The organism is Streptomyces sp. NPDC021562 (genome assembly GCF_040640875.1).
GTDB lineage: Bacteria > Actinomycetota > Actinomycetes > Streptomycetales > Streptomycetaceae > Streptomyces.
The window spans coordinates 116,884-142,716 of sequence record NZ_JBFACN010000021.1 but is presented as its reverse complement, the minus strand read 5'-3'; the positions used below and the strand labels follow the sequence as shown (position 1 = coordinate 142,716).

28 protein-coding genes are annotated in these 25,833 nt (G+C 71.3%); 18 read left to right on the top strand and 10 right to left on the bottom strand.

The features are described from left to right. Positions 1–5: 5 nt before the first annotated feature. The 3 genes from AB0G52_RS29505 to AB0G52_RS29495 are packed head-to-tail and all read left to right on the top strand — an operon-like array spanning position 6 to position 2,940. On the top strand, positions 6–1,001 hold the full coding sequence (locus tag AB0G52_RS29505) for a sugar ABC transporter permease (RefSeq protein WP_361340283.1): 996 nt from the start codon (positions 6–8) through the stop codon (positions 999–1,001). Further along, complete coding sequence (locus AB0G52_RS29500) at positions 998–1,858, top strand: carbohydrate ABC transporter permease (RefSeq protein WP_132887731.1); 861 nt, start codon at positions 998–1,000, stop codon at positions 1,856–1,858. Before AB0G52_RS29505 ends, AB0G52_RS29500 begins: the two co-directional genes overlap by 4 nt. A 29-nt stretch (positions 1,859–1,887) precedes the next feature. Next, complete coding sequence (locus AB0G52_RS29495) at positions 1,888–2,940, top strand: endo-1,4-beta-xylanase (protein WP_361340279.1); 1,053 nt, start codon at positions 1,888–1,890, stop codon at positions 2,938–2,940. 106 nt (positions 2,941–3,046) lie between these two features. Here the strand turns inward: AB0G52_RS29495 and AB0G52_RS29490 are convergent, their stop codons facing one another. Continuing rightward, entirely contained in the window at positions 3,047–3,253 is a 207-nt protein-coding gene (locus AB0G52_RS29490) for a DUF5999 family protein (RefSeq protein ID WP_046727224.1), read from the bottom strand. 268 nt (positions 3,254–3,521) lie between these two features. Next, positions 3,522–4,106 carry a hypothetical protein gene (locus AB0G52_RS29485; protein WP_132887733.1) on the bottom strand — a complete coding sequence of 195 codons (585 nt, stop codon included), beginning with the start codon at positions 4,104–4,106 and terminating at the stop codon, positions 3,522–3,524. A gap of 555 nt (positions 4,107–4,661) precedes the next feature. Between AB0G52_RS29485 and AB0G52_RS29480 the strand changes: the two genes are divergently transcribed. Then, a complete protein-coding gene (locus AB0G52_RS29480) occupies positions 4,662–6,182 on the top strand; it encodes a glutamate--cysteine ligase (RefSeq protein ID WP_361340275.1) in 1,521 nt (506 codons plus the stop codon). A gap of 137 nt (positions 6,183–6,319) precedes the next feature. Further along, entirely contained in the window at positions 6,320–7,120 is an 801-nt protein-coding gene (locus tag AB0G52_RS29475) for a type II CAAX endopeptidase family protein (RefSeq protein WP_361340272.1), read from the top strand. On the opposite strand, the gene AB0G52_RS29470 is transcribed toward AB0G52_RS29475, so the two are convergent. Together AB0G52_RS29470 and argG are read right to left on the bottom strand one after the other, a co-directional pair. Beyond that, positions 7,110–7,922, bottom strand: a complete 813-nt coding sequence (locus tag AB0G52_RS29470) for a PhzF family phenazine biosynthesis protein (protein ID WP_132887736.1) — start codon at positions 7,920–7,922, stop codon at positions 7,110–7,112. The genes AB0G52_RS29475 and AB0G52_RS29470 overlap by 11 nt on opposite strands. Positions 7,923–8,519: 597 nt before the next feature. Next, entirely contained in the window at positions 8,520–9,968 is a 1,449-nt protein-coding gene (gene argG, locus AB0G52_RS29465; protein ID WP_132887737.1) for an argininosuccinate synthase, read from the bottom strand. Positions 9,969–10,119: 151 nt separating this feature from the next. Between argG and AB0G52_RS29460 the strand changes: the two genes are divergently transcribed. Then, the gene (locus AB0G52_RS29460; protein WP_132887738.1) at positions 10,120–10,713 is read left to right on the top strand and encodes a PadR family transcriptional regulator; all 594 of its coding nucleotides are present in this window, start codon (positions 10,120–10,122) and stop codon (positions 10,711–10,713) included. A gap of 65 nt (positions 10,714–10,778) precedes the next feature. Here AB0G52_RS29460 and AB0G52_RS29455 read toward each other — a convergent pair whose 3' ends face one another. Further along, complete coding sequence (locus AB0G52_RS29455) at positions 10,779–11,207, bottom strand: SRPBCC family protein (RefSeq protein ID WP_132887739.1); 429 nt, start codon at positions 11,205–11,207, stop codon at positions 10,779–10,781. Between the two features lie 234 nt (positions 11,208–11,441). On the opposite strand from AB0G52_RS29455, the gene AB0G52_RS29450 reads away from it, so the two are divergent. Both AB0G52_RS29450 and AB0G52_RS29445 read left to right on the top strand, forming a co-directional pair. Beyond that, positions 11,442–12,014: a Clp protease N-terminal domain-containing protein gene (locus tag AB0G52_RS29450; protein WP_132887740.1), complete on the top strand. Its 573-nt coding sequence runs from the start codon at positions 11,442–11,444 to the stop codon at positions 12,012–12,014. A 46-nt stretch (positions 12,015–12,060) separates the two neighbouring features. Beyond that, positions 12,061–13,089 (top strand): EamA family transporter, encoded by a 1,029-nt coding sequence (locus AB0G52_RS29445; RefSeq protein ID WP_132887741.1) that lies wholly within the window; start codon positions 12,061–12,063, stop codon positions 13,087–13,089. Positions 13,090–13,118: 29 nt separating this feature from the next. Here AB0G52_RS29445 and AB0G52_RS29440 read toward each other — a convergent pair whose 3' ends face one another. After that, a complete protein-coding gene (locus AB0G52_RS29440) occupies positions 13,119–13,808 on the bottom strand; it encodes a pyridoxamine 5'-phosphate oxidase family protein (protein ID WP_132887742.1) in 690 nt (229 codons plus the stop codon). A 36-nt stretch (positions 13,809–13,844) separates the two neighbouring features. Here AB0G52_RS29440 and AB0G52_RS29435 point away from each other — a divergent pair, with 36 nt between their 5' ends. Beyond that, on the top strand, positions 13,845–15,176 hold the full coding sequence (locus AB0G52_RS29435) for an aminotransferase class I/II-fold pyridoxal phosphate-dependent enzyme (RefSeq protein WP_361340266.1): 1,332 nt from the start codon (positions 13,845–13,847) through the stop codon (positions 15,174–15,176). On the opposite strand, the gene AB0G52_RS29430 is transcribed toward AB0G52_RS29435, so the two are convergent. Beyond that, positions 15,173–16,135 carry a DMT family transporter gene (locus AB0G52_RS29430; RefSeq protein ID WP_132887744.1) on the bottom strand — a complete coding sequence of 321 codons (963 nt, stop codon included), beginning with the start codon at positions 16,133–16,135 and terminating at the stop codon, positions 15,173–15,175. The two genes, AB0G52_RS29435 and AB0G52_RS29430, sit on opposite strands and share 4 nt — an antisense overlap. Before the next feature lie 73 nt (positions 16,136–16,208). Here AB0G52_RS29430 and AB0G52_RS29425 point away from each other — a divergent pair, with 73 nt between their 5' ends. After that, positions 16,209–17,111 (top strand): LysR family transcriptional regulator, encoded by a 903-nt coding sequence (locus AB0G52_RS29425; protein WP_132887745.1) that lies wholly within the window; start codon positions 16,209–16,211, stop codon positions 17,109–17,111. 35 nt (positions 17,112–17,146) lie between these two features. Here AB0G52_RS29425 and AB0G52_RS29420 read toward each other — a convergent pair whose 3' ends face one another. Beyond that, positions 17,147–17,614, bottom strand: a complete 468-nt coding sequence (locus AB0G52_RS29420) for a pyridoxamine 5'-phosphate oxidase family protein (protein ID WP_132887746.1) — start codon at positions 17,612–17,614, stop codon at positions 17,147–17,149. 80 nt (positions 17,615–17,694) lie between these two features. On the opposite strand from AB0G52_RS29420, the gene AB0G52_RS29415 reads away from it, so the two are divergent. Further along, a complete protein-coding gene (locus AB0G52_RS29415) occupies positions 17,695–18,342 on the top strand; it encodes a cysteine hydrolase (RefSeq protein ID WP_361340261.1) in 648 nt (215 codons plus the stop codon). Between the two features lie 3 nt (positions 18,343–18,345). Here AB0G52_RS29415 and AB0G52_RS29410 read toward each other — a convergent pair whose 3' ends face one another. Together AB0G52_RS29410 and AB0G52_RS29405 are read right to left on the bottom strand one after the other, a co-directional pair. Beyond that, entirely contained in the window at positions 18,346–18,849 is a 504-nt protein-coding gene (locus AB0G52_RS29410) for a Rieske (2Fe-2S) protein (protein ID WP_132887748.1), read from the bottom strand. 137 nt (positions 18,850–18,986) lie between these two features. Further along, positions 18,987–19,409: a TOBE domain-containing protein gene (locus AB0G52_RS29405; protein WP_361340257.1), complete on the bottom strand. Its 423-nt coding sequence runs from the start codon at positions 19,407–19,409 to the stop codon at positions 18,987–18,989. Positions 19,410–19,543: 134 nt separating this feature from the next. Between AB0G52_RS29405 and AB0G52_RS29400 the strand changes: the two genes are divergently transcribed. From AB0G52_RS29400 to ung, 7 genes are all read left to right on the top strand, one after another. Continuing rightward, the gene (locus tag AB0G52_RS29400; RefSeq protein ID WP_361340254.1) at positions 19,544–20,233 is read left to right on the top strand and encodes a M24 family metallopeptidase; all 690 of its coding nucleotides are present in this window, start codon (positions 19,544–19,546) and stop codon (positions 20,231–20,233) included. Between the two features lie 101 nt (positions 20,234–20,334). Further along, positions 20,335–21,099, top strand: coding sequence for a HipA family kinase (locus AB0G52_RS29395; protein WP_361340251.1), 765 nt, complete (start codon positions 20,335–20,337; stop codon positions 21,097–21,099). A 17-nt stretch (positions 21,100–21,116) separates the two neighbouring features. After that, complete coding sequence (locus tag AB0G52_RS29390) at positions 21,117–21,545, top strand: DUF3037 domain-containing protein (RefSeq protein WP_361340322.1); 429 nt, start codon at positions 21,117–21,119, stop codon at positions 21,543–21,545. A 121-nt stretch (positions 21,546–21,666) separates the two neighbouring features. Beyond that, positions 21,667–22,428 (top strand): 3-oxoacyl-ACP reductase FabG, encoded by a 762-nt coding sequence (gene fabG / locus AB0G52_RS29385; RefSeq protein WP_361340248.1) that lies wholly within the window; start codon positions 21,667–21,669, stop codon positions 22,426–22,428. A 52-nt stretch (positions 22,429–22,480) separates the two neighbouring features. Further along, the gene (locus tag AB0G52_RS29380) at positions 22,481–23,242 is read left to right on the top strand and encodes an SDR family oxidoreductase (RefSeq protein ID WP_361340245.1); all 762 of its coding nucleotides are present in this window, start codon (positions 22,481–22,483) and stop codon (positions 23,240–23,242) included. A gap of 230 nt (positions 23,243–23,472) precedes the next feature. Then, the gene (locus AB0G52_RS29375) at positions 23,473–25,050 is read left to right on the top strand and encodes an ABC transporter substrate-binding protein (RefSeq protein ID WP_132887754.1); all 1,578 of its coding nucleotides are present in this window, start codon (positions 23,473–23,475) and stop codon (positions 25,048–25,050) included. Positions 25,051–25,142: 92 nt separating this feature from the next. Continuing rightward, complete coding sequence (gene ung, locus AB0G52_RS29370) at positions 25,143–25,826, top strand: uracil-DNA glycosylase (protein ID WP_132887755.1); 684 nt, start codon at positions 25,143–25,145, stop codon at positions 25,824–25,826. Positions 25,827–25,833 lie beyond the last annotated feature (7 nt).

Genomic DNA, 25,833 nt, shown 5'->3' with positions numbered 1-25,833 from the left:
ACCCGATGACCTCGACCTACCTGCCGGACATGAGGTCCGGGCCGGACGCCGCGCCGCAGCTCCCGGTGACACCGGGCCGGGCGCGTTCCCGGCGGCGGCTGCTGCACTGGCTCACGGCGATGGGCTTCCAACTGCCCGCCCTGGCGCTGTTCGGCGTCCTCGTCCTGCTGCCGATCCTCTTCGCGCTGTACGCCTCGTTCTTCCGCTGGGGCGGCTTCGGGATGCCCTCCGACTACACGGGCACCGACAACTTCACCCGGCTCTTCCAGGACGACGTCTTCCTCGGCGACCTCTGGCGCTGCCTGCTGCTGGTCCTGCTCTCGCTGGCGCTGCAACTGCCGTTCGCGCTCGCCATGGCGGTCCTGCTCAACCAGAAGATCCGCGGCCGCGCCGTCTACCGGATGCTGTTCTTCGCGCCCTACGTGCTCTCCGAGGCCATCACCGGTGTCCTGTTCGGCATGATCTTCGCCCCGGACCAGGGGCTCGCCGACCACGTGCTGGGCGCCATCGGACTGGACGGACTCGGCGGGGAGTGGTTCTCCGACCCCTCCACCGTCATGGCCACCCTCTTCCTCGTCATGTCGTGGAAGTACTTCGGCTTCCACATGATGCTCTACCTGGCCGGACTCCAGTCGATCCCCGCCGAGCTGACGGAGGCGGCCATCGTCGACGGCGCGGGCCCCTGGCAGCGCTTCCGCCACATCACCCTGCCGCTGCTCGCCCCCACCCTGCGCATCAGCGTCTTCCTGTCGGTCATCGGCTCCATCCAGCTCTTCGACCTGGTGTGGGTGGTCACCGCGGGCGGCCCCGACCACCACTCGGAGACCATGGCCGTGACCATGTTCCAGTACGGGTTCAAGCGCTACCAGGTCGGCTACGCCAGTGCCATCAGCGTGGTCATGTTCGCCATCAGTCTCGTCTTCGGCCTCGCCTACCAGCGGTTCGTGCTCCGCCGTGACCTGGCGGGCGCCACCACGAACATGAGGGGAGACGGCGCATGAGCGACCGTAGGGCATCTGCCACCCCCAGCACCTCCAGCGCATCCGTGCGCGGCCTGCCGCTGCACCTGGTGCTGGTCGTGGTCGGCGCGCTGATGGCCGTACCGGTGGTGTACGCGGCGCTGTCCGGGTTCAAGTCCACCAAGGAGCTGTCCGCCAACCCGGTGGGGCTGCCCCACTCCTGGGTCGTCTCCCACTACACCGACATCCTGGGATCCGGGTCCTTCTGGCGGCTGATCGGCAACAGCGCGCTGATCGCGGTGGCCTCGACGGTGCTGGTGGTCGCCGTGTCGGCGCCGGCGGCGTTCTCCTTCGCGCGGTTCGCCTTCCGCGGGCGTGAGGTCCTGTTCACCGTGTTCACGATGGGGCTGATGTTCCCGTTCGCGGTGGCCGCCCTGCCGCTCTTCCTGCTGCTGCGCTCGATGGGCCTGCTGGACAATCCGCTGGGCGTGATCCTGCCGCAGGCCGCGTTCGGGCTGCCGATGACCATCATCATCCTGCGCGGCTTCTTCCGGGAGATCCCCGGGGAGCTGGAGGAGGCGGCCACCCTCGACGGCTGTGGGCCGTTCGCCTTCTTCTGGCGGATCCTGCTGCCGATGGCCCGGCCGGCCCTGGGCACGGTCTCCGTGCTCGCGGTCGTCACCAGCTGGAACAACTTCTTCCTGCCACTGCTGGTCTTCAACGACTCCACGTGGTGGACCGTCCCCGTCGGCGTGCAGCAGTTCCAGGGCCAGTACGCCACGGACTACGCCCGTGTGTTCGCCTACCTGGTCCTCGCCATGGTTCCCGCCCTGGCCTTCTACTCGGTCGCCGAACGCCAGCTGGTCGGCGGCCTAAGCGCCGGCGCCACCAAGGGCTGAACATCCCTTCCATTCCGAGGAGTCGCACGATGTCACGCACACGTCTCAGAGTCGCCGCTGCCCTCGCGGCCGTGCTCGTGGCGGCCGGGATCGCCACCGGACCCGCCGCCCAGGCCCACGACCGGCAGCCCACCCTCGCCGAGCTGGCCCAGCGGCACGGCCGTTACTTCGGCAGCGCCACCGACAACCCCGAACTCACCGACCCCGCCTACACGAGGCTGCTCGGCTCCGAGTTCGACACGATCACACCCGGCAACGGCATGAAGTGGTACGCCACCGAGCCCCAGCAGGGTGTCTTCGACTGGACCGAGGGCGACCAGATCGTGCATCTCGCCCGCGAGCACCACCAGCGGGTCCGCGCCCACACCCTGGTCTGGCACAGCCAGCTGCCCGACTGGCTCACCTCCCGCACCTGGACCGCCCCCGAACTGCGGGCGGTGCTGAAGAAGCACATCCAGACCGAGGTACGGCACTACCGGGGCAAGGTCTACTCCTGGGACGTCGTCAACGAGGCGTTCAACGAGGACGGCAGCTACCGCGAGACCATCTGGTACAAGACCCTCGGCCCCGGCTACATCGCCGACGCGCTGCGCTGGGCCCACCAGGCCGACCCGGGCGCCAAGCTGTACCTCAACGACTACAACATCGAGGCCGTCGGCCCGAAGAGCGACGCCTACTACACGCTCGCCCGCGAACTGAAGGCCGCGCACGTGCCGTTGGACGGCATCGGCTTCCAGGCCCACCTCGCCCTGCAGTACGGCTATCCCGGCACCCTGGAGGAGAACCTCCGCCGCTTCTCCCGGCTCCGCCTGGACACCGCGCTCACCGAGGTGGACGTGCGGATGCAGCTGCCCGCGACCGACGAGAAGCTGGCCGAGCAGGCGACCTGGTACGCGGACCTGACCACGGCGTGCCTGGCGGTGCGGCGGTGTGTGGGGATCACGATCTGGGACTGGACGGACAAGTACTCGTGGATCCCGGCCGTCTTCCCGGGAGAGGGCGCGGCCCTGCCCTGGGACGACCAACTCGCCCCCAAGCCCGCCTACTTCGCGCTGCGCGCAGCGCTCGGCCACCGGGAGTGACGGACCCCGGACGCACGTCGGGGCCGGTGCGCACCAAGTGTGCGTCCGGCCCCTTCATTGTCACCGGGCGGAGCGGCGGGGCCGCCCGGGGGTGGTGCGGTGTTGTTCAGGCCGCGGTCATCACGCTGCCGGCACCGAGCGGGCGGTGCGGGGCGATGATCTGGCCGTCGGGCAGGAGCTCACCGGTGTCCTCGAAGAGGAGAACGCCGTTGCACAGCAGGCTCCAGCCCTGCTCCGGGTGGTGCGCCGTGAGGCGGGCGGACTCCCGGTCGGCGGATTCGGCGGTCGGACACGGCGGTTGGTGCTGGCACATGGGTGGGGTCTCTCGCTTTGTCGTGGTCATGTCGGTCCCCCGTGGTGACGAGTCGGTCGTGAACCAGTGTTGCCCTCCGGGCGCTGTTCCGCAGGGATTTCGCGGCACCGCTTCTCACAGGTTTCAGACGCGTCACCCGGCCGGACGGTTCATCTCCACCGGCTTGTCAATTCGGGTGGTTTTCCATGGCCGGATGGGGCTAGTTCTTCTCTTGCGAGCGGTGAATTGCTCGTACGAGCAATTCACCGCTCGCAAGAGAAGCGGTCTCTCAGGCCGGTGTGATGAGCAGGGGTGCCGGGGTGACGCGGTCGGTGAGCACCGGCAGCAGTTCGGCCACCAGGTGGGGCCGGTGGGCCGCGATGCCGGGCGGGGCGGGTGCCAGCGGGACGAGCAGGTCGGTGTCGGCCGGGTGGCCTTCGGCGCCGTCCGCCGCGCAGTCACCGTGCAGCCACAGGGTGAGCATGTACAGGCCGGGCAGGGACAGCAGGCGCGGCTGGTAGGTCCCCGGCAGGGCCTCCGCCTGGTGCAGGGCCCGCTCGGTGGAGGTGATGTAGGGCCCCTCGAAGAAGTGCGAGAAGGCCCAGCCGTCAGGGGTGAGCATCGTCTCGGCCGCGGCCACCGCCCGGTCGCCGCAGCGGATCAGGAAGCGCCAGCCGGCCAGCCGGGTGGCGGACATGCCCTCCGGGGTGATCCGGTCCAGTACGTGCACGGGCAGCGGCAGTTCGGGGGTCACGGGTCCCTGGGCGGTGCGCAGGGAAGGGGTACGGGCCTCGTCGACCGCGGTGGGGGAACCGAGGGCGGTGAGGACGGAACGCAGTGCGGGCGCGGGGGCAGGAGGGACTAGCAACGGCATGGTGGGTCGCCTCTCATTCGACAGGCGCGGTGGCGCGAGGGCGGGGGCGGACGGCGCTGTCAGCTCACAGGGGGTCAGAGAGGCGGCGGCCAGGTTCGGTGAAAAGAGGTGCGGACGATGCCGGCCGCATGCGCTCGGACGGCAGGAACCAGGACCGTGGGCGCCAGCCTTCTGCCTTGTTCGCGGAGTTTATACGACACGTGTTCAGGTGGTGTTTCACCGGGCCGTTACACAGAACAGAACAAGGGGCAATTCGGTCATTGATTCGTGGGGAATCCTCCCGATTTACCGGCTGCCGCGACCCCGCTGACCTCGGAATACGAGGCTCTCGCGGTCGGCCGAATGTCGTCGGCGTTTTTCACGAGGAGAACGGGGAACCCGCAGTTGCGTGATGCCCCATGCCGCGTGAATGTGCCGCAGGACACATTCCAACAGAGTAGCGGGTGTCCGTCCTGCGCGCGACGTTATCGATCGCCCGGGCTGGGCATCATCCCACCTGGACCCGGGACACCGGCGGCCGGAACTCGGTCCGCCCATTCGAGGAGGGACACTTCGATGGGGGAGAAGGTCGTGGCGGGCCGGTTCGACCTGTCCGATCGCCAGCGCTACCGCGAAAAGCTCCAGGACTGTCTGTCGGGGCTGGAGCGGCTGCTGGTGGAGAAGCGGTTCGACCGCCCCAAGAACCTCATGGGTGTCGAGATCGAATTGAATCTCGCCGGTGCGGACGGTATGCCGAGAATGCTGAACGGCCAGGTGCTCGAACGCATCGCGAGCCGTGATTTCCAAACAGAACTCGCCATGTTCAATCTGGAAGTCAACATCGCTCCGCACCGGCTCGGCGGCCGGGTATTCGACCGGCTCGCGGAGGAGCTGCGCACCTCCCTCGCGTACGCGGACCGCAAGGCGCGCGAGGTGGACGCCGGCATCGTGATGATCGGCATCCTGCCGACGCTGGAGCGGGACGACCTGGTCTCCGCGAACCTCTCCGAGGTCGACCGCTACACCCTCCTCAACGACCAGATCGTGGCCGCCCGCGGCGAGGACTTCCGGCTCGACATCGAGGGCGTCGAGCATCTCGTGTGCACGTCCAAGTCGATCGTCCCGGAGGCCGCGTGCACGTCGGTGCAGCTGCACCTCCAGGTCACCCCGGGCCGCTTCGCGGACGTGTGGAACGCGGCGCAGGCGGCCGTCGCCCCGCAGATCGCCGTGGGCGCCAACTCCCCCTTCCTCTTCGGCCGCGAACTGTGGCGGGAGTCCCGGCCCCCGCTGTTCCTCCAGGCCACCGACACCCGCCCGCCCGAACTCCAGGCCCAGGGCGTACGGCCGCGCACCTGGTTCGGTGAACGCTGGATCAGCTCCGCGTACGAACTGTTCGAGGAGAACCTGCGCTTCTTCCCGGCGCTCCTGCCGATCTGCGACGAGGAGGACCCGCTGGCCGTGCTCGACGCGGGCGGGGTGCCCAAGCTCGCCGAACTCGTCCTGCACAACGGCACGGTGTACCGCTGGAACCGGCCCGTCTACGGCATCGCCGACGGCGTACCCCACCTCCGGGTCGAGAACCGGGTCCTGCCCGCCGGCCCCACCATCACCGACGTCGTCGCCAACGCGGCGTTCTACTACGGTCTGGTCCGCGCGCTCGCCGAGGAGTCCCGCCCGGTGTGGACGCGGATGCCGTTCTCCGTCGCCGAGGCGAACTTCGACGCGGCGTGCCGGGACGGGATCGACGCCCGGCTGGTCTGGCCGAGGAGGGCGCGGTACGGCGGCGGTACGGCGGAGGTGGACGCGGTCACCCTGGTCCGCGACGAGTTGCTGCCGCTGGCGGCGTCCGGGCTCGACGGGTGGGGGGTGGAGCCGGCCGACCGGGACTTCTACCTGGGCGTGATCGAGGAACGTTGCCGGCGGCGGGTCAACGGGGCCTCCTGGCAGGCGGCGACCTTCCACCGGGCGCTGGAGCGGGGACTGCCGAGGGATGTGGCGCTGGCCGGGGTGACGCGGCGCTATGCCGAGCTGATGAACGCGGGGGAGCCCGTGCACACGTGGCCGGTGGGGTTATTCGAACCGGCGCTGACGGGGTGAGCGGAACGCGGGCGCGGTGACGGGCCCGCGTTCCGCGATGGGCCCGCTCCCTGCAGGGGGCCGCCCGTGCCTCCTCGGTCTCCATCGGGCAAGCTGTGACGACCCACGGCGTGGGGTTTGCTCGACTGGAGGCAGGTGTGCAGGTGGAGGCGGGTTCGGTGGCCGGTTCTTACCCCGTGGAACGGCCCTCGCAGCGCATGTTCAGGGACGAGACGCTGCTGGTTCTGGGGCTGTCGCTCGGGGCGAGCGGCGTGTCGGCGCTGATCAGCTTCATCGGGTCGGTCACCAAACCGGGCGGGCTCAAGGACCAGGCGGCGACCCTCAACGCGTCCGCCGCGCCCGGCCGCCCCTGGCTGGACCTCGCCTGGCAGCTGTTCGGCATCGCCAGCGCGCTGGTCCCCGTCCTGCTGGTGGCGCACCTGCTGCTCCGTGAGGGCGCGAGCCTGCGCACCCTCGGCTTCGACCGGACCCGTCCCTGGCCCGACCTCGGGCGTGGCGCGGGCGTCGCGGCGGTGATCGGCAGCACCGGGATCGCCTTCTACCTGGCCGCACGCGGGCTCGGGTTCAACCTCACGGTGGTGCCCGAGGCGCTGCCCGGCGTGTGGTGGAAGTACCCCGTACTGATCCTGTCCGCGATGCAGAACGCCATCCTCGAAGAGGTCATCGTCGTCGGCTATCTGCTGCGCCGCCTGGACCAGTTGGGGTGGACCGCCGGTACGGCGCTGGTGGCCAGCGCCGTACTGCGCGGGTCGTACCACCTCTACCAGGGGATCGGCGGCTTCGTCGCCAACATGGTGATGGGCGTCGTCTTCGTCTACCTGTACCGGCGGTGGGGGCGGGTCGGCCCCCTGGTGGTGGCGCACTCGCTGCTCGACATCGGCGCGTTCGTGGGTTACGCGCTGCTCGCCGGCAAGGTGGGCTGGCTGCCTACGGCGTGAGCAGTTCCCCGTCGATGACGGTGACCGCGCGCCCGGTGAGCAGGACGCGGTCACCGCGCAGGCCGGTGCGGACGAGTCCGGTACGGCGGGAGGCCTGCAGCCCGGTCAGGTCGTCGCTGCCGAGCCGGCCCGACCAGTGCGGCGCGAGGGCGGTGTGCGCGCTCCCGGTCACCGGGTCCTCGTCGATGCCGACGTTGGGGAAGAAGCAGCGGGAGACGTAGTCGTAGCCCCTGGCCGGGTCCTCGGCCCGTGCGGTGGCGATGATCCCGCGCTCGGAGTGGGCGCCGAGGGTCCGGTGATCGGGGGAGAGCCCCAGCACCGTCTTCTCGTCGGCGAGTTCCACGAGCAGGTCCCCCAAGTTCGGGCCGGTGTCGAACACGGCGACCGGCTCGGAGCCGAGCGCCTCGGCGACCCCGTCGGGTGCGTCGACTCGGGTGAGCGGTGCGGTGGGGAAGTCCAGGGTGATCGACCCGTCCGCGCCGGGGGTCGCGGTCAGCACGCCGCTTCGGGTGGCGAAGCGCACGGGTCCCGGGTGCGCCCCCGTCGTGCTCAGCACATGGGCGGTGGCGAGCGTGGCGTGACCGCACATCGCGACCTCCGTGACGGGGGTGAACCAGCGCAGCGCCCAGTCGGCCTCCGCGCCCTCGGGCAACGGGTGCGCGAAGGCGGTCTCGGCGTGGTTCACCTCCATGGCGACGTTCTGCATCCAGCCGTCGTCGGGGAAGGCGTCCAGCAGGACGACCCCGGCCGGGTTCCCGGCGAAGACCCGCTCGGCAAAGGCATCGACGATTCGAATCCGCATGCCCCAGACGCTAGGCCCGCCGACCCACGCCCGCCCAAGGCCAATTCACGCCTCCTGGCCCGTTTCCCCCCAGGAGGCCGAACCAGTTCACCCGCCAGGGCCGGTGCGGGGCTGTCGGGGCGGGGCTTGTTTCGTGGTTCCTCCGGCAGGCTTCGACCGGGGCACCGCGCGCCCCACGACGGCGCCGCAGCGAGCACCCGGCCGCCGGCCACGACGGCGCTTTGGGGGCGCGGGGAACTGCGCGCCCAGCCCCGACGGTGCCGCGCTGGCCAGCGGGCCGCCGGGCACGACGGCGCTTCGTGGGGGCGCGGGGAACTGCGCGCCCAGCCCCGACGGTGCCGCACCGGCCAGCCGGTCGCCGGGCACGGCGGCGCTTCGTGGGGGCGCGGGGAACTGCGCGACCAGCCCCCACGGCGCCGCACCGGCCAGCCGGTCGGCGATGACCTCGGCGCTCGATGGGGGCGCGGGGAGCTGCGCGCATGCGCACGACGGTGTCGCGGGCGGCCCTCCTCCCGCAGTCCCTGCCGTGTCGCCTGTGCCGCCGGAGCTGCGAAAAGGGCCGACCCCTGAGGAGTCGGCCCTTTTCGGATGTGTCGCTCAGTCCGTGCCCAGCTCCATGGCGGCCCGGTCCAGCAGCTCGTCGGCGTCCGGCGCCGCCTCCCCACGGGACGCGATCGCCTCGGCGCCCCCCTCCGGCATGGTGCCGATGAGACCGGTCGCCGCGGCCTGCGCAGCCCCGATCGCCGGGTTGGCGGAGCCGATCAGACCGAGCCCCGCGTACTGCTCCAGCTTCGCGCGGGAGTCGGCGATGTCGAGGTTGCGCATCGTGAGCTGGCCGATCCGGTCCACCGGACCGAACGCGGCGTCCTCGGTGCGCTCCATCGAGAGCTTGTCGGGGTGGTAGCTGAAGGCCGGCCCCGTCGTGTCGAGGATCGAGTAGTCCTCGCCGCGCCGCAGCCGCAGCGTCACCTCACCGGTGACGGCCGCGCCGACCCACCGCTGGAGCGATTCCCGGATCATCAGCGCCTGCGGGTCCAGCCACCGGCCCTCGTACATGAGGCGTCCGAGCCGCCGGCCCTCGTTGTGGTACTGCGCGAGCGTGTCCTCGTTGTGGATCGCGTTGACCAGCCGCTCGTAGGCGGCGTGCAGCAGCGCCATGCCCGGCGCCTCGTAGATCCCGCGGCTCTTCGCCTCGATGATCCGGTTCTCGATCTGGTCCGACATGCCGAGCCCGTGCCGGCCGCCGATCGCGTTCGCCTCCATGACCAGCTCGACGGCGGTCCCGAACTCCTTGCCGTTGATCGTCACCGGCCGGCCCTGGTCGAAGCCGACGGTCACGTCCTCGGGCAGGATCTCGACCTCGGGGTCCCAGAACCGCACGCCCATGATGGGGTCGACGGTCTCGATGCCGTTGTCCAGGTGCTCCAGGGTCTTCGCCTCGTGCGTGGCGCCCCAGATGTTGGCGTCCGTGGAGTACGCCTTCTCCGTGCTGTCCCGGTACGGCAGCCCGTGCGCGAGCAGCCACTCGGACATCTCCTTGCGGCCGCCGAGCTCGGTCACGAAGTCCGCGTCCAGCCAGGGCTTGTAGATCCGCAGGTGCGGGTTGGCGAGCAGCCCGTACCGGTAGAACCGCTCGATGTCGTTGCCCTTGAAGGTCGAGCCGTCGCCCCAGATCTGGACGTCGTCCTCCAGCATCGCCCGCACCAGCAGGGTGCCGGTGACCGCCCGGCCCAGCGGGGTGGTGTTGAAGTACGCCCGCCCGCCCGAGCGGATGTGGAACGCACCGCAGGTCAGCGCGGCCAGGCCCTCCTCGACCAGTGCGGCCCGGCAGTCGACCAGGCGCGCGATCTCGGCACCGTAGGTGTGCGCACGGCCGGGCACCGAGGCGATGTCGGGCTCGTCGTACTGGCCGATGTCGGCGGTGTAGGTGCACGGGACGGCGCCCTTGTCACGCATCCACGCGACCGCGACCGAGGTGTCGAGCCCGCCGGAGAAGGCGATGCCGACGCGCTCGCCGGCGGGAAGGGAGGTGAGGACCTTGGACATAGGAAGATTATGCATGAGACCGCATGATCATGCAACCCGCTGGGGCCGCTGCCGTCCATCGGAAGGGGGTTGTCAGGCGAGCGGTTGCGATATATCGTTGAGGCATCGCGAACGATACGCGACAGATCAACGATGGAATGGAGTGATTCCCATGCGTTCCCACGGATTCGAGCGTGGACATGGACGTGACGACCGCCGTGCGGCGTTCGGGCCCTTCGGCCCCGGCGGTCCCGGCTTCGGTCCCGGCGGTCCCGGTTTCGGGCCGGGCCACTGGGGGCCGCGAGGGCGCGGCGGACCCAGGGGGAGGGCGCGGCGCGGTGACGTACGGGCCTCGATCCTGGCCCTGCTGAAGGACCGCCCGATGCACGGCTACGAGATGATCCAGGAGATCGCCGAGCGCAGTGGCGGTGCCTGGAAGCCCAGCCCCGGCTCGGTCTACCCCACCCTCCAGCTGCTGGAGGACGAGGGTCTGATCGCCAGTGAGAGTGAGGGCGGCAAGAAGCTGTTCTCCCTCACCGACAGCGGCCGTACCGCCGCCGGCGAGGGCCCGGACGCACCCTGGGAAGAGGCTTCCCGCGGGGTCGACTTCGAGGCGCTCGGCGAGATCCGCCAGGCCGGCTTCGGCCTGATGGAGGCCTTCGGGCAGGTCTGGAAGACCGGTACCAAGGAGCAGCGCGAGAAGGCGCTGGCCGTCATCAACGAGACCCGCAAGAAGCTGTACCTCATCCTCGCCGACGAGGACTGACCGACAGCGCACCGGGCGCCCCGCGGACCCCTCCGCGGGGGCGCCCCGCGTGTGCGGGGCCCGGCTCAGGCCACCAGGGCGCCCAGCCTGCGCAGCGACTCGTTCAGCGCCGCCGTCGCCGAGTCCTTGAGCTTGCCCGCCATCAGCGACACGGCCGCGCCCGTGAACTCGCCGTCGATCCGCACCCCCGTGGCCGCCCCGTCCGGGGTCAGCGTGTAGCGCGTCGCGACGGTCACCGCCATCGGGCCCTTGCCGCGGATCGCCAGCACCCGGGCCGGCTCCAGTTCCTCGATGGTCCACTCGACCTCCGCCGGGAAGCCCATCAGCTTCATGTTCTCCTGGAAGGTGCCGCCCACCGCCAGGGTCTCGGGGCCGCCCTTGGGGAAATTCGTGTGGGTCGCGTTCCACTCTCCGTACGCCGACCAGTCGGTGAGCTGGGCCCACACCTTCTCGGCCGGTGCCTGGATGCGTGCCTCCGCGCTGACTTCGGCCATGGGGCCACCCCTTCGTGTCGGGCTACGGTGCGCGGAACGTAGCCGCAGGACGTCGAACATTCAATACTGATGAACCGTCAGAAAATGGCGCGGGCGTGGGCGCGGTCGGGTCCGAACCGGCCTGATCTCCTCCCTGAGGAGGAGATTCCGACCCCCGCCGTCCACTCTGCGTGGGACGCGAAAATGCTTCCCCCCGTGGATGACTCGGACGCCCGGGATTGATGAGGTGGAGGAGTGCAACCCCGTATTCCCCGCCAGCCCGGACAGGACCAGGGCGGCATCCACGCGGACGACGACGCCGGACTCGGTGCCGAGCTGGCAGCGGTGGTCGCCGGTGCGCGACGCCGGGCCGTACGGGACGGGGACCGCCAGGTCGACACCGCCCACCTGCTGCACTCCCTGATCGAGAACGACCCCGAGGTCCGCGGCGTCATCGGCGACGCGCAACTCGCCCGGCTGCTCGGCTACCTGGTCCAGCGCAGCATCGGCTACGGCCTGCGCTGGCAGAGCGGCATCGAGGACTCCGGCGCGCTGCCGGCTCTCACGTCCCCCGAAGGCAAGGGGGACGGCGGCTGGTCCCCGGTGGCGGCGGCCGCTGTGGAGTACGCCCGCAGCCGCGCCCGGCGCCGGGGCGCCGCCCGCGCCCACGGCGTCGACCTCCTCGCGGGCCTGGTGGGCGACCCGCAGTCGCGGGCCGTCGAGGTCCTGGAGCGGGCCGGTGTGGCCGCCCGGGAGCTGGCCGTCCGGATCGACGGGGACGACGGGCTGCGGGAGCCCGGGCTGGAGAACCGCACGTCCAGCCGTTGAGACAGGTGCCACAAGGGGTGACGCTCATGTCGCCCCCTGGCATCATGTGCCGGTGCGCACCACTGACAGCAGCCACCACGGAAAGAGCCTCGGGCTCTTCCTCGCCCTCGGTTCGGCGCTCGCCTTCGGCGGCTCGGGCGTCGCGGCCAAGCCGCTGATCGAGGCCGGGCTGGCCCCGCTGCACGTGGTGTGGCTCCGGGTGGCCGGTGCCGCTGTGGTGATGCTGCCGCTCGCCGTCCGTCACCGAGACCTGCCGCGCCGCCGGCCCGCGCTGCTCGCCGGGTTCGGCCTGCTCGCCGTCGCGGGCGTCCAGGCCTGCTACTTCGCCGCGATCTCCCGGATACCCGTGGGGGTGGCGCTGCTCGTGGAGTACCTCGCTCCCGCGCTGGTGCTCGGCTGGGTCCGGTTCGTGCAGCGGCGGCCGGTCACCCGCGCCGCCGCGCTCGGCGTGGTCCTCGCGGCGGGCGGCCTGGCGTGCGTCGTGGAAGCGTGGTCCGGACTGCGCTTCGACGCGCTGGGACTGGCGCTGGCGCTGGGCGCGGCCTGCTGCCAGGTGGGGTACTTCGTGCTCGCCGACCACGGCGGGGGCGACGGGGTGGACCCGCTGGGCGTGATCGCGTACGGCCTGCTGGTCGGCGCCGGGCTGCTCACCGTGGTGGCCCGGCCCTGGGAGATGGACTGGTCGGTGCTGGGCGGCGTCGCGCGCATGAACGGGGTCTCCGTGCCCGCGGTGGCCCTGCTGGCATGGATCGTGCTGGTCGCGACGGTCGTCGCGTATGCCACCGGTGTGCTGTCGGTACGGCGGCTGTCCCCGCAGGTGGCGGGGGTGGTCGCCTGTCTGGAGGCGGTGGTGGCGACCGTGCTGGCCTGGGTGCTGCTGGGGGAGCGGCTGGCGGTGCCGCAGGTGCTGGGAGGGCTGGTCGTGCTGGCCGGGGCCTTCATCGCGCAGTCCTCGACTCCCGTACCCGAACCGGTGGTGGGCCGGGCCGCGGCCGGTGGGGAGGTGCGGGCGCGTGGGGGCTTGTCGCGCCCACGCGGCGGTGACCGCAGGTCCGACACGGTCCCGCGCCCCTGAAGGGGCGCGTCGACCCACTGCTGCCCGGATCAGGCGTTCTTCAGGTACGACGGGACCGCGACGTCCGCCGGCAGGTCGTCGTTGGCGATCGGCGCGTCGTAGCCCTTGCGCAGCGGCACCACGCCCGCCCAGTACGGCAGGCCCAGGTCCTCGGGGTCGTCGTTGGCGCCGCCCGTCCGGGTCTTCGCGGACACCTCGGTCAGGTCCAGGCGGATCACCGCGGTCGCGGCCAGTTCCTTCTTGTTCGCCGGGCGGGAGTCGGCGGAGCGCCCCGTGACGACGTGGTCGACCAGGGCGTCCAGGGCGAGGCGCCGCTCCTCGGGGTCGGTCACCTGGTGGGCGATGCCGTGCACCACCACCGAGCGGTAGTTGATCGAGTGGTGGAAGGCCGAACGGGCCAGCACCAGACCGTCGACGTGGGTGACCGTCACGCACACCGGGAGCCCGGGGTCGGTCTCCCCGGCCATGCGCAGCGGGCGCGAGCCCGTGGAGCCGTGCAGGTACAGCACCTCGCCGACCCGGCCGTAGAGCGTCGGCAGCACCACCGGCGCGCCGTCGCGCACGAAGCCGAGGTGGCAGAGGTAGCCCTCGTCGAGGATCGAGTGCACGAGCTCCTTGTCGTACGACGCCCGGTCCGCGGAGCGGGTGGGAACCGTGCGGTCGGTCCTGGGGTAGGCGGCGGGCTGGTGCGGCACGGTCGCCTGGGCGGCGGTCTCCATTGCGCTCCTCCATTGCACTAGTGCATAATCTGCTTTGTGCTAGGAGAATATACGATCGAAGGGCGTGGCGCAGCGGAGATTGCGGCCAGCGTCGAGCGCGCGGTGGGTTCCGGGGCGCTGGAACCCGGGCAACTGCTCCCGCCGATGCGGGAGTTGGCATCCCGCCTCGGGGTGAATCCCAATACGGTGGCGGCCGCGTACCGCACCCTGCGCGAGCGCGGGGTCATCGAGACCTCCGGCCGGCGCGGCAGCCGGGTCCGGCCCAAGCCGGCCACCACCGGCCGCGACCAGATCGGCGTGGACCTGCCGGCCGGGGTGCGTGACCTGTCCTCCGGCAACCCCGACCCCGCGCTGCTGCCCGCGCTCGCGCCCGCCCTGGCGGCCGTGGCGGCGGAGGCCGACCGCGCGCCGGTCCTCTACGGCGCCGACCCGGTCGAGCCGGAGCTGGAGCGGATCTCGCGCGCCGCGTTCGCCGCCGACGGCGTGCCCGGCGGCCCGGTCACCGTCACCTCGGGCTCCCTCGACGCCGTCGAGCGCGTGCTGCTGGCCCACCTCAAGCCGGGTGACGCGGTCGCCGTCGAGGACCCCGGCTGGGCCCGCATCCTCGATCTCGTTCCCGCGCTGGGCCTGCGGGCCGTCCCGGTGGCGGTGGACGACGAGGGACCGCGTCCCGACGGACTGCGCCAGGCGCTGGATTCGGGGGCCCGTGCCCTGATCGTCACGGCGCGGGCGCACAATCCGACCGGCGCCGCGGTGAGCGCGCCCCGCGCGCGTGCCCTCCGTGCCCTCCTGCGCGAACACCCGGGCACCGTGCTGATCGAGGACGACCACGGGCACGGCATCGTCGACCTCCCCCCGCACCCCCTGGTGGGCGGCACCCACCACTGGGCCTTCCTCCGCTCGGTCGCCAAGGCCTACGGCCCCGACCTGCGCCTGGCCGTCATGACCGGCGACGAGGTCACGGTCGACCGGGTGCGGGGCCGCCAGCGCCTGGGGCCGGGCTGGGTGAGCCACCTGCTGCAGCGCACGGTGGTCCGGATGTGGGCCGACGGTGCGATGGACGGGCCGGCGGTGGCGGCGGCCTACCGGGCCCGCCGGGAACTGCTCGTCGACGCTCTCGCGGACCACGGCATCGAGGCCCACGGCCGCAGCGGCATGAACGTCTGGGTCCCGGTCCCGGACGAGACGGGGGCGGTGGCCCGGCTGCTGCACGAGGGGTGGGGGGTGTCCCCGGGGGCGCGCTACCGGATGGCGACCCCGCCGGGCATCCGCATCACCGTCTCCACGCTGACCCCCGAGGAGACCGGACGCCTGGCGGCGGCGGTGGCGGCGGCGACGGGACCGGGGAGGGGACGGGTGCTGGGCTAGCGGCCGCCCTTCTCAGGAACCCTCTCCTTGGGCCGCATCTGGGTGAGCGCGGCCCCGGCCAGTACCACCACCGCTCCCACCGGTGTGCTCCACCGCAGCGACTCGCCCAGTACCGCGACGCCCGCCGCCGTGGCGATAACCGGGATGAAGTACGTGACCATCTGGGCCGTGGTCGGGCCCACCTCGGCGACCAGGCCGTACTGGACCAGCACCGCGAGACCGGTGCCCAAGGCGCCCAGCGCGGCGATCGCCAGCAGGGGCAGCCATGAGACGTGCCGGGGGAAGGAGGTGAACACCGGTGTCACCACGGCCAGTTGCACTGACGCGAGCAGCAACTGCGCTCCGGTCATGGACAGATGCGAGTTCCCGGTGCCCGCCAGCGTCCGCCGGACGTAGATCCAGCCGATCGGATAGCTCAGCGAGGCCAGCAGCGCCATCGCCGTGCCCGTGACGTCCAGGCCGTGGAACCCCTGCCAGGCACCCAGCACCGTCAGCACCCCGAGGAAGCCCAGGCCGAGCCCGGCGAAGCGGATCCGGGTCGGCCGGTCCTCCGACAGGGCCACCAGCGACAGGGCCATGCCCCACAGCGGTGAGGTGGCGTTGCAGATGCCGGCCAGGGTGGACGGGATGGTCAGCTCGGAGTAGGCGAAGAGCGAGAAGGGCAGCGCGTTCAGCAGGAACGCGGCGACCGTCAGATGGCCCCAGGTGCGGGCCCCGCGCGGCAGCCGCTCCCGCTTCCACGCCATCGCCGCCGCCAGCACCGCCGTACCGAACACCAGCCTGCCCAGGGTGACCTGGAACGGGGCGTAGCCCTGCGTCCCCACCTTGATCAGCAGGAAGCTGAAACCCCAGATCAGCGAGAGGGCGCCAAACCGCAGGCGCCAGTCCGGACGGGGGCGGGAACGGTCGCCGGAGAGCGTCGGCCCGGCGGCAGCGGTGGTGGTCGTCACGGTGGTCATACGTCCACCATGCTGGAGTCGACGTCGTAGCACAATCGAGATTTCGAGCTCGGTATCTCTTAGAATCGCTTACATGTTGAACCTGGAGCGCCTGCGCACCCTCGACGCCCTCGCCCGGCACGGCTCGGTCAGCGGCGCCGCCGAGGCCCTGCACGTCACGACGTCGGCGGTCTCGCAGCAGCTGGGCAAGCTGGAGCGCGAGGTGGACCAGCAGCTCCTCGCCAGGAACGGCCGGGGCGTCCGGCTCACCGACGCCGGCCGGCTGCTCGCCGAGCACGCGGGCCGCATCCTCTCCCAGGTGGAGCTCGCCCAGTCCGACCTGGAGGCGCACCGCGGCCAGGTCGTCGGCGAACTCAGGCTGTCGGCGTTCCCGACGGCCGCCCGGGGGCTCTTCCCGGCCGCGCTGGCGGCCCTGCGCACCCGGCACCCGGCGCTGCGCGTCCGCTCCAGCGAACTGGAACCGGAGAGCGGTATCGCCGGGGTGGTCCGCGGCGACCTCGACCTGGCCGTCGTGCTGGACTGGTACAACAAGCCGATGCCGCTGCCCGACGGCCTGGTCAAGGCGCCCCTGCTCGACGACCCCGCCGACGTGGCCCTCCCGGTCGGCCACCGGCTCGCCGGCCGGGACGAGGTGGACCTGGGGGAGTTCGCCGAGGACGAGTGGATCACCTGGGGCGAGGGCGAGTTCTGCCACGAGTGGCTGATGTTCACGCTGCGCTCGCGCGGAGTCGAACCGATCGTCGGACACCGCGCCGCCGAGACGCACACCCAACTCAACCTGGTGGCCGCCGGGCTGGGAGTCTGCATCGCCCCGCTGCTCGGCCGGCACCCGGTGCCCGAGGGCATCGTGACGGTGCCGCTCAAGCAGCGGGTGCGCCGCCATGTGTACGTCGTCTGGCGGGCGGACGCCGACCGCCGCCCGTCGATCCGGGCGGCGGTACAGGCCCTGAGGGGCGCGGCCGAGACGATCTCCTGAACCGGCCGCGCTCTCCCGGCCGCCCTGCGCGGAGCCTACGCGGAGCCGAGCTTGCGGAAGTCCCAGGAGGCGGTCTTCGTCGGGGTCAGCCGGGCCCAGGCGTGCCTGCCGTCGTGCGGCATCTCGTCAAGACCGAAGTTCTTGCGGGCGAACAGGGTCTCCACGTAGTCGAGTTCGGCGACCAGCTCGCCGGTGCGCGGGACCTCGCCCACGAACTCGACGGACCCTCTCAGCTCGACACCGCGCAGACTGTCGTACTCCTCACCAGAGTCGACCACGACGGCCACCCGCGGGTCGCGCGTCAGGTCCTTCCAGCGCTGGCTGCGCACCACCGAGTACAGCCACAGCGACGTGCCGTCCCACGCGAACCACAGCGCGCTCACGTGCGGCGCGCCGGACGCCGAGACGGTCGCGACCCGGCAGGTGCGCTGCGTGGTGAGGAATTCGTCCAGCTCTCCGGGCGTCATCATGATCTTGCGGCCCCGGCGCTGAGTGACGGTCATGCGGCCCCTCTTCTCTTCTTCCGTTCCCGCGCGATGGCGGTTAGTGTCACCCGCCCCGCACCAAGGCGGAAGGGGGCGTCATGCCGTCGTCGTACGAACGTCTCGCGGAACTCCTCGAGCCCACGAGCACCGTGGTGCTCACCGTCGAGTGCCAGCAGGGCGTGGTCGGCCCGGACGGCGCCCTGCCCGAACTCGCCCAGGAGGCCCGCGCGTCGGGGGCACTGGCCAACGTCGCCCGGCTGGTCGCCGCGGCGCGCGACGCCGGCGTCCAGGTGATCCACGCGATCGCCGAACGCCGCCCCGACGGCCGGGGAGCGAACCGCAACGCGCGGCTGTTCCGGGCCGCCGGGCGGCTGCCCGTCCAGCAACTGTCCGGCACGGCGGCGGTACGCGTCGCGCCCCCCGTCGAGGTCTCGGAGGAGGACCTCGTCGTACGACGGCTGCACGGCCTGTCGCCGATCCAGGGCACCGGCGTCGACCCGCTGCTGCGCAACCTCGGCTGCCGCACCCTGGTCGTCACCGGTGTCTCGGCCAACGTGGCCGTGCCCAATGCCGTGTTCGACGCGGTGAACCTGGGCTACACGGCCGTCGTACCGGCCGACGCCATCGCGGGGGTGCCCTCCGACTACACCCGCGCGATGATCCGCAACACCCTCGCGCTGGTCGCCACCATCGCGACCACGGACGAGGTGCTCGGCTGCCTCAGGTGCCCGCGCCGGCGGGCCTGAGCGTCAGGCCAGCGAGATCTGGTCGCCGGCGACCGTGATCTTCGCCGGGGTGAGGCCGGTCGTCGCCGGACCGTGCTTCACGCTGCCGTCCGCGATGGCGAACTTGCTGCCGTGACAGGGGCAGATGATCTCGCCGTCGGCCACGCTGCTCACCGCGCAGCCCGCGTGCGGGCACTTCGTGGAGAACGCCTTGTAGGCGCCGGACGTCGGCTGGGTGACGACCACGGCCTGGTCCTTGTAGATCGTGCCGCCGCCCTCGGGGATGTCCGAGGTCTTGGCGAGCGCGGTGCCGCCGGCCGCCGCGGTGGGCGTGCCGGTCGAACCGCCCGTGCCGTTGCTGTTCTGGTTGGTGGCGCCGGCGCCCGTGTTGTTCGTGGTGGTCGACCCCGAGTTGTCGTCCGACGAACCGCAGGCGGTCAGCGCGGCGGCGAGCCCCGCCGCTCCGGCCGCCGCCATGACGGTGCGGCGGCCCGGTGCGGCTGAGGGGTTGAGCGGTGCGCTGGTCATGTGAGGGGTTCCCTTCCGCGGAGCTTCTCGTTGATCCGTCCAGGGGTACGGTCTTCCGGCACCACCTGTTCAGACGGCATCCCGATAGTGACCACCTCGACATGAGCCTGCGGTGAAAGGGCGCTGTCGGTTCCCTGTCAGGCGGTCGCCAGGGCCACCTCGGTCGACTTGACCAGCGCCACCACCCGGGCGCCGGAGGTCAGGCCGAGGTCGGTGACCGCGTCCTTGGTGATCGCGGCGGTGAGGTCGGGGCCGCCGTCGACGGCGACCTTGACCGTGGCCATCGCCCCGCCGGTGGCGACGTCCCGGACCGTGCCGGGCAGCTGGTTGCGGATGGACACCCCCGCGACCGGGCCGGTGGCCAGCGCGACCTCGGTGGACTTGACCAGGGCGCGCACCGCCGAGCCCGCGGTGAGCCGCAGGTCCTCGACCGCCTCCAGGGTGACCGCGGCGGTGAGGTCCTGACCGCCGTCGAGACGCACCTTCACGGTCGCCATCACCTCACCGGCGGTGACCGCGACCACGGTGCCGGGGATCTGGTTGCGGATGCTCAGGCTCATGGAGGGCCACCTCGCAGATGGGGAAAAAGATGATGTGTCATGACGTGTGACGGCTGTGGCTCCACAAGTTAGCGGTTCCACGGCGGCTCCCGAATCCCGTTGCCGCAGGTGTCGTGGCTGGTTAGGTTCGGGCCATGGCTGATGACGAACCCACCCGTGCCGCGCGCCTGCTCGACGCCCAGGCCAAGGCCGCCCTGCTGTTCGCGGAGATCGAGGAGCGCGGCCTCGTCGCCGCCGGGGAGCGGGAGCGGGCGGTGAGCGACCGGGTCCGTGATCTGGCGAACGAGATGTTCGGCACCACCCGGCACTGGCACAAGCGGATCGTGCGCTCCGGCCCGAACACCCTGCTGCCGTACAAGGAGAACCCGCCGGACCGGGTGATCGGCGCCGACGACATCGTCTTCGCCGACTTCGGGCCGATCTTCGAGGAGTACGAGGCGGACTTCGGCCGTACCTTCGTCCTCGGCGACGACCCGGTCAAGCGGCGGCTGCGGGCCGCCCTGCCCGAGGTGTTCGCGGCCGGCCGACGCTCCTTCGAGGCCGACCCCCGCATCACCGGTGCCGCGCTGCACGCCGAGGTCGCGCGGCTCGCCCGCGAGGCCGGCTGGGAACTGGGCGGCTGGCACGCCGGACACCTGGTCGGGGAGTTCCCGCACGAGAAGATCGACGGCGCGGACGTCGAGTCGTACATCACCCCCGGCAACGACACCCCCCTGCGCCGCACCGACCGGGCGGGCCGTGCCTGCCACTGGATCCTGGAGATCCACCTGGTCGACCGGGAGCGGGGCTTCGGCGGGTTCCACGAGGAACTGCTCACCCTCTGACGGCTTTTCCGCGCGCGATCACCCTTGGTTACTATGCTGCTCACCCACTTCCGGGAACCGGTCGTGGATCGCACGGTGAACGAGACGGGTGGCCTGGGAAAATGCTGAAAGCGGTCACCGCGACCCGCTACATCACCCCCCTGCGCGAGGGCGGCTCGCTGCCGGGGCTCGTCGAGGGCGACGACTTCGGGACCTACGTCACGAAGTTCACCGGCGCCGGTCAGGGACGCAAGACGCTGGTCGCCGAGGTCGTCTGCGGGGAACTCGCCCGCCGGCTCGGGTTCCGGATGCCCCGGCTGGTCACCGTCGAACTCGACCCGGTGCTGGGGCTCGGCGAACCCGAGCAGCAGGTGCAGGACCTGCTGCGGGCCAGCGGCGGCAGCAACCTCGGCATGGACTTCCTCTCCGGCGCCCTCGGCTTCGACCCGCTCGCCTTCTCCGTGAGCGCCGAGGAGGCCGGGCGGATCGTCTGGTTCGACGCGCTGGTCAACAACGTCGACCGCTCCTGGCGCAACCCCAACCTGCTGGTGCACCGCGGCGACCTGTGGCTCATCGACCACGGCGCCACCATGATCTGGCAGCACAACTGGCAATCCGCGGAGGCCTCCGCAGCCCGCCCGTACGACGCCGCCGACCACGCGCTGAGCGGCTTCGCGCCCGACGTCCGGGCGGCCGCCGCCGACCTGGCGCGGCTGGTCACCGAGGACCTGCTCGCCGAGGTCACCGCCGAGCTCCCGGACGTCTGGCTGGCCGGCGAGCCCGGCTTCGACACGCCCGACGACCTGCGGCGCACCTACGCCCGGCCGCTGCTCGCCCGCGCCGCCGTCATCCATGAGCGCATCACCGGCATCGAGGGGACCACGTGAGCGAGACCCACATCCACATGGCCGGACATGTGGCCGAGCGCCACATCACCCGGGCCGGCCAGGGCGGCGACCGGGACGTCTTCGAGTACGCCCTGCTGCGGGTCGTGCCCCGGGTGGAGCGCGGCGAGTGCATCAACGCGGGCGTGATCGTGTACTGCCGGGCCAAGGCCTACGTCGGTGCCCGCACCCACCTCGACGAGGCCCGGCTGCTGGCCCTGGACCCCGAGGCGGACGTCGCCGGGGTACGGGCCGCGCTCGGGGCCGTGGAAGGGGTCTGCGCGGGCGGCGACGCGGCGGGACACGCGGCCGGTGACGACCCCGGGCGCCGCTTCCGCTGGCTCGTCGCCCCCCGGTCGACGGTCGTGCAGCCCGGACCGGTGCACACCGGTCTCACCCTCGACGCCGCCGCCGAGACGCAACGGTTGCTGGACCTCCTGGTGAGGTAATGGATCACACCGCGCGGTGTGACGTTGACACCGCGTGCCAGGGCTTCTAGCGTCACGTCTGTCGAAGGTACTAAGCGGTCGCTCACCGACCAGGTTCTCTCAAGGGCGAGGAGAAACAGCAATGTCCAGCACTGAGCAGCGGGTGGCCGTCGTCACCGGTGCCGCACGCGGGATCGGCGCCGCCACCGCCGTACGACTGGCCGCCGAGGGTCGGGCGGTCGCCGTGATCGACCTCGACGAGGCCGCCTGCAAGGACACCGTAGAGAAGATCACCGCGGCCGGCGGCAGGGCGGTCGCGGTCGGCGCCGACGTCTCCGACGAGGCCCAGGTCGCCGCGGCGATCGCGCGGGTCGTCGAGGAGCTGGGCGCCCCGACCATCCTGGTCAACAACGCCGGCGTACTCCGCGACAACCTGCTGTTCAAGATGTCCGCGTCCGACTGGGACACCGTCCTGAACGTGCACCTGCGCGGCTCCTTCCTGATGGCCAAGGCCGTCCAGCAGCACATGGTCGAGGCGGGCTGGGGCCGGATCGTCAACCTGTCCTCCTCCTCGGCGCTCGGCAACCGCGGCCAGGCCAACTACTCCGCGGCCAAGGCCGGTCTGCAGGGCTTCACCAAGACCCTCGCCATCGAGCTCGGCAAGTTCGGCATCACCGCCAACGCCGTCGCCCCCGGCTTCATCGCCACCGAGATGACCAAGGCCACCGCCGACCGCGTGAAGATGGGCTTCGAGGAGTTCAAGGCCGCCGCCGCCACCCAGATCCCGGTGCAGCGCGTCGGCGAGCCCGAGGACATCGCCAACGCCATCGCGTTCTTCACGAACGAGGCGGCCGGCTTCGTCTCCGGCCAGGTCCTGTACGTGGCCGGCGGACCGCTCGACTAGGGCCGGCGCACCGAGGCCACCCGGGACTACTGAGGATCTGAGGATCACGGACATGACTGAACTGCCCGAGCTGTCCGGCAAGGTCGCCGTCGTCACCGGCGCCAGCCGTGGCATCGGTTACGGCATCGCCGAGGCGCTGCTCGCCCGCGGCGACCGCGTCGCCATCACCGGACGCAACGAGGACGCCCTCAAGGAGGCCGTCGAGAGCCTCGGTGCCGAGCGGGTCATCGGCATCGCGGGCAAGGCCCACGACGTCGCCCACCAGAGCGAGGTCGTCGAGCGCGCCATGGAGGCCTTCGGCCGCGTCGACTACCTGGTCAACAACGCCGGCACCAACCCGGTGTTCGGCCCGATCGCCGACGTCGACCTGGACGTCGCCCGCAAGGTGTTCGAGACCAACGTGGTCTCGGCCCTCGGCTTCGCCCAGAAGACCTGGCACGCCTGGCAGAAGGACAACGGCGGCGCCATCGTCAACATCGCCTCCGTCGCCGGGCTCTCGGCCTCGCCGTTCATCGGGGCCTACGGCATCAGCAAGGCCGCGATGATCAACCTGACCCAGCAGCTGGCGCACGAGTTCGCGCCGGGCGTGCGGGTCAACGCGATCGCCCCCGCCGTCGTCAAGACCAAGTTCGCGCAGGCCCTGTACGAGGGGCGGGAGGCGGAGGCCGCCGCGGGCTACCCGCTGGGGCGGCTCGGCGTGCCCGCCGACATCGGCGGCGCCGCCGCGTTCCTCACCTCGGAGCAGTCCGACTGGATCACCGGCCAGACGCTCGTCGTCGACGGCGGCATCTTCCTCAACGCCGGCGTCGCCTGACCGCGCCTCAGCCCGTCCGGTCCGCCCGGGCGTCGTCTTCGTCACAGACATTTCGCCACAGGAGCGACGGAAGCGACGCCCGGGCGGCTGTGCGACATCCGCACGGCGAACTGACAACGTCGTCATAGCACATTCGATCAACGCCCTTGTTTCCGGGGTGGTTCACGGCGCGCAACGCTGCGGTATGGTCTGCCGCCGACCCCTGGTACGGCGGATCGAGGAGCGTGCGCGTGTTCAACCGGAACAGAGGCCTGCGAAGAGCCGCCGCGGTCGCGTCCATGTCCCTGGTGGCCGGGTGCGGCGTCTTCGCCGGCAGCAGCGCGGCCGGCAGCGGGCCGATCGTCGTCGGTACGACCAGCGCTCCCAGCACGCTCGACCCGGCCGGATCGTGGGACGGCTCCTGGGAGCTGTTCCGGAACATCTACCAGACGCTGCTCGCCTACCCCGACGGTGCCACCACCCCGCAGCCCGACGCCGCCCGCAGCTGCGGTTTCACGGACTCCGGCAACCGCACCTACCGCTGTGAACTGCGCCCGGGCATGAAGTTCGCCGACGGCGACCGCCTCGACGCGGCCGCGGTCAAGTACTCGATCGACAGGATCCGGTCCATCAACGCGCCCAGCGGTCCGGCCGGACTGCTCGGCAGCCTCGACCGGGTGCAGACGGTCGGCGACCGGGAGGTGGTCTTCCACCTCGGCAAGCCCGACGCCACCTTCCCGTTCGTGCTCGCCACCCCCGCCATGTCCATCGTCGACCCCGACGACTACCCCGCGCACTCCCTGCGCAAGGACGACTCGGTACACGGTTCCGGGCCGTACACCCTCAAGTCGTACGAGGACCAGAAGCGGGCCGAGCTGGTCCGCAACGACAACTACCAGGGCTTCGCGGACCGGCAGAACGACGCGGTGACCATCCGCTACTTCCAGGACTCCGCCAGCATGGTCAAGGCCCTGCGCTCCGGGGACATCGACGTCACCTACCGCGGTCTCGCCGCCTCGGACATCGTCGCCCTGGAGGCGCACACCTCCACCGACCTGCAACTGGTCGACGGCGCCGGCACCGACATCAGCTACCTGGTCTTCAACCCCAAGGACCCGTGGGCCAAGATCCCGGCCGTGCGCAAGGCCGTCGCCCAGCTCGTGGACCGCGCCGCGATCGCCCACACCGTCTACAAGGACACCGTCGACCCGCTGTACTCCATGGTCCCGGCCGGTCTGACCGGCCACACCACCGGCTTCTTCGACGACTACGGCGACCCCAGCACCTCCAAGGCCCACAAGATCCTCGCCGACGCCGGCATCACCCGGAAGGTCCCGCTCACCCTCTGGTACACCACCGACCGCTACGGCTCCGAGACCGCCCGGATGTTCCAGGAGCTCAAGCAGCAGCTGGACGACTCCGGCCTGTTCACCATCACCCTCAGGAGCCGGCCCTGGAAGACCTATGTCGTCGGTTACGAGAAGGGCGAGTACCCGGTGTTCGGACGCGGCTGGTTCCCGGACTTCCCCGACGCCGACAACTTCATCGCGCCCTTCGTCGGCGAGCAGAACGCCCTCGGCACGCCGTACCCGTCACCGGTGATCACCGGCAGGCTGCTGCCCGACTCGCGGGGCGAGAGCGACCGGGCGGCGGTCGTCAAGGACTTCCAGCAGGCCCAGCAGATCCTGGTCAACGACGCCCGGCTGATCCCGCTGTGGCAGGGCCGCCAGTACGTCGCGGCGAGCGACGACATCTCCGGCGGTGAACAGGCGCTCGACCCGTCGACGATCATGATGATGTGGGAGCTGCACCGCAAGACCAGCTGGTGAACCGGCCGGCGGCACGGGTTGTCAGTGGTCGGCTGTAGGTTCTTTGGCATCGGCAGGAACCGCAAGTGACCGCAATTCGTGAGGACGTTGACGTGACCGACATCGCCATGCTGCCCGAGTCCTGGCGCGGGGTTCTGGGTGACGAGCTGCAGCAGCCCTATTTCAAGGAGCTGACCGAGTTCGTCGAGGAGGAGCGGGCGAACGGTCCCGTCTACCCGCCCCGTGAGGAGGTCTTCGCCGCGCTGGACGCGACGCCGTACGACCAGGTCAAGGTACTGATCCTCGGCCAGGACCCGTATCACGGCGAGGGCCAGGGCCACGGCCTGTGCTTCTCCGTCCGCCCCGGCGTGCGGACTCCGCCGTCGCTGCGGAACATCTACAAGGAGATGAAGGAGGAGCTGGGCCTGGAGGTCCCGGACAACGGCTACCTGATGCCGTGGGCCCGGCAGGGCGTGCTGCTGCTCAACGCGGTGCTCACGGTCCGCGCCGGTGAGGCCAACTCGCACAAGAACAAGGGCTGGGAGAAGTTCACGGACGCGGTGATCCGCGCGGTCGCCGACCGGCCCGACCCGGCGGTCTTCGTCCTCTGGGGAGGCTACGCCCAGAAGAAGCTCCGGCTGATCGACGAGAGCCGGCACGTCGTGATCCAGGGCGCCCACCCGTCCCCGCTGTCCGCGAAGAAGTTCTTCGGCTCCCGTCCGTTCACCCAGATCAACGAGGCGGTCGCGGCACAGGGGCACGAGCCGATCGACTGGCGGATCCCGAACCTGGGCTGACGGGGCG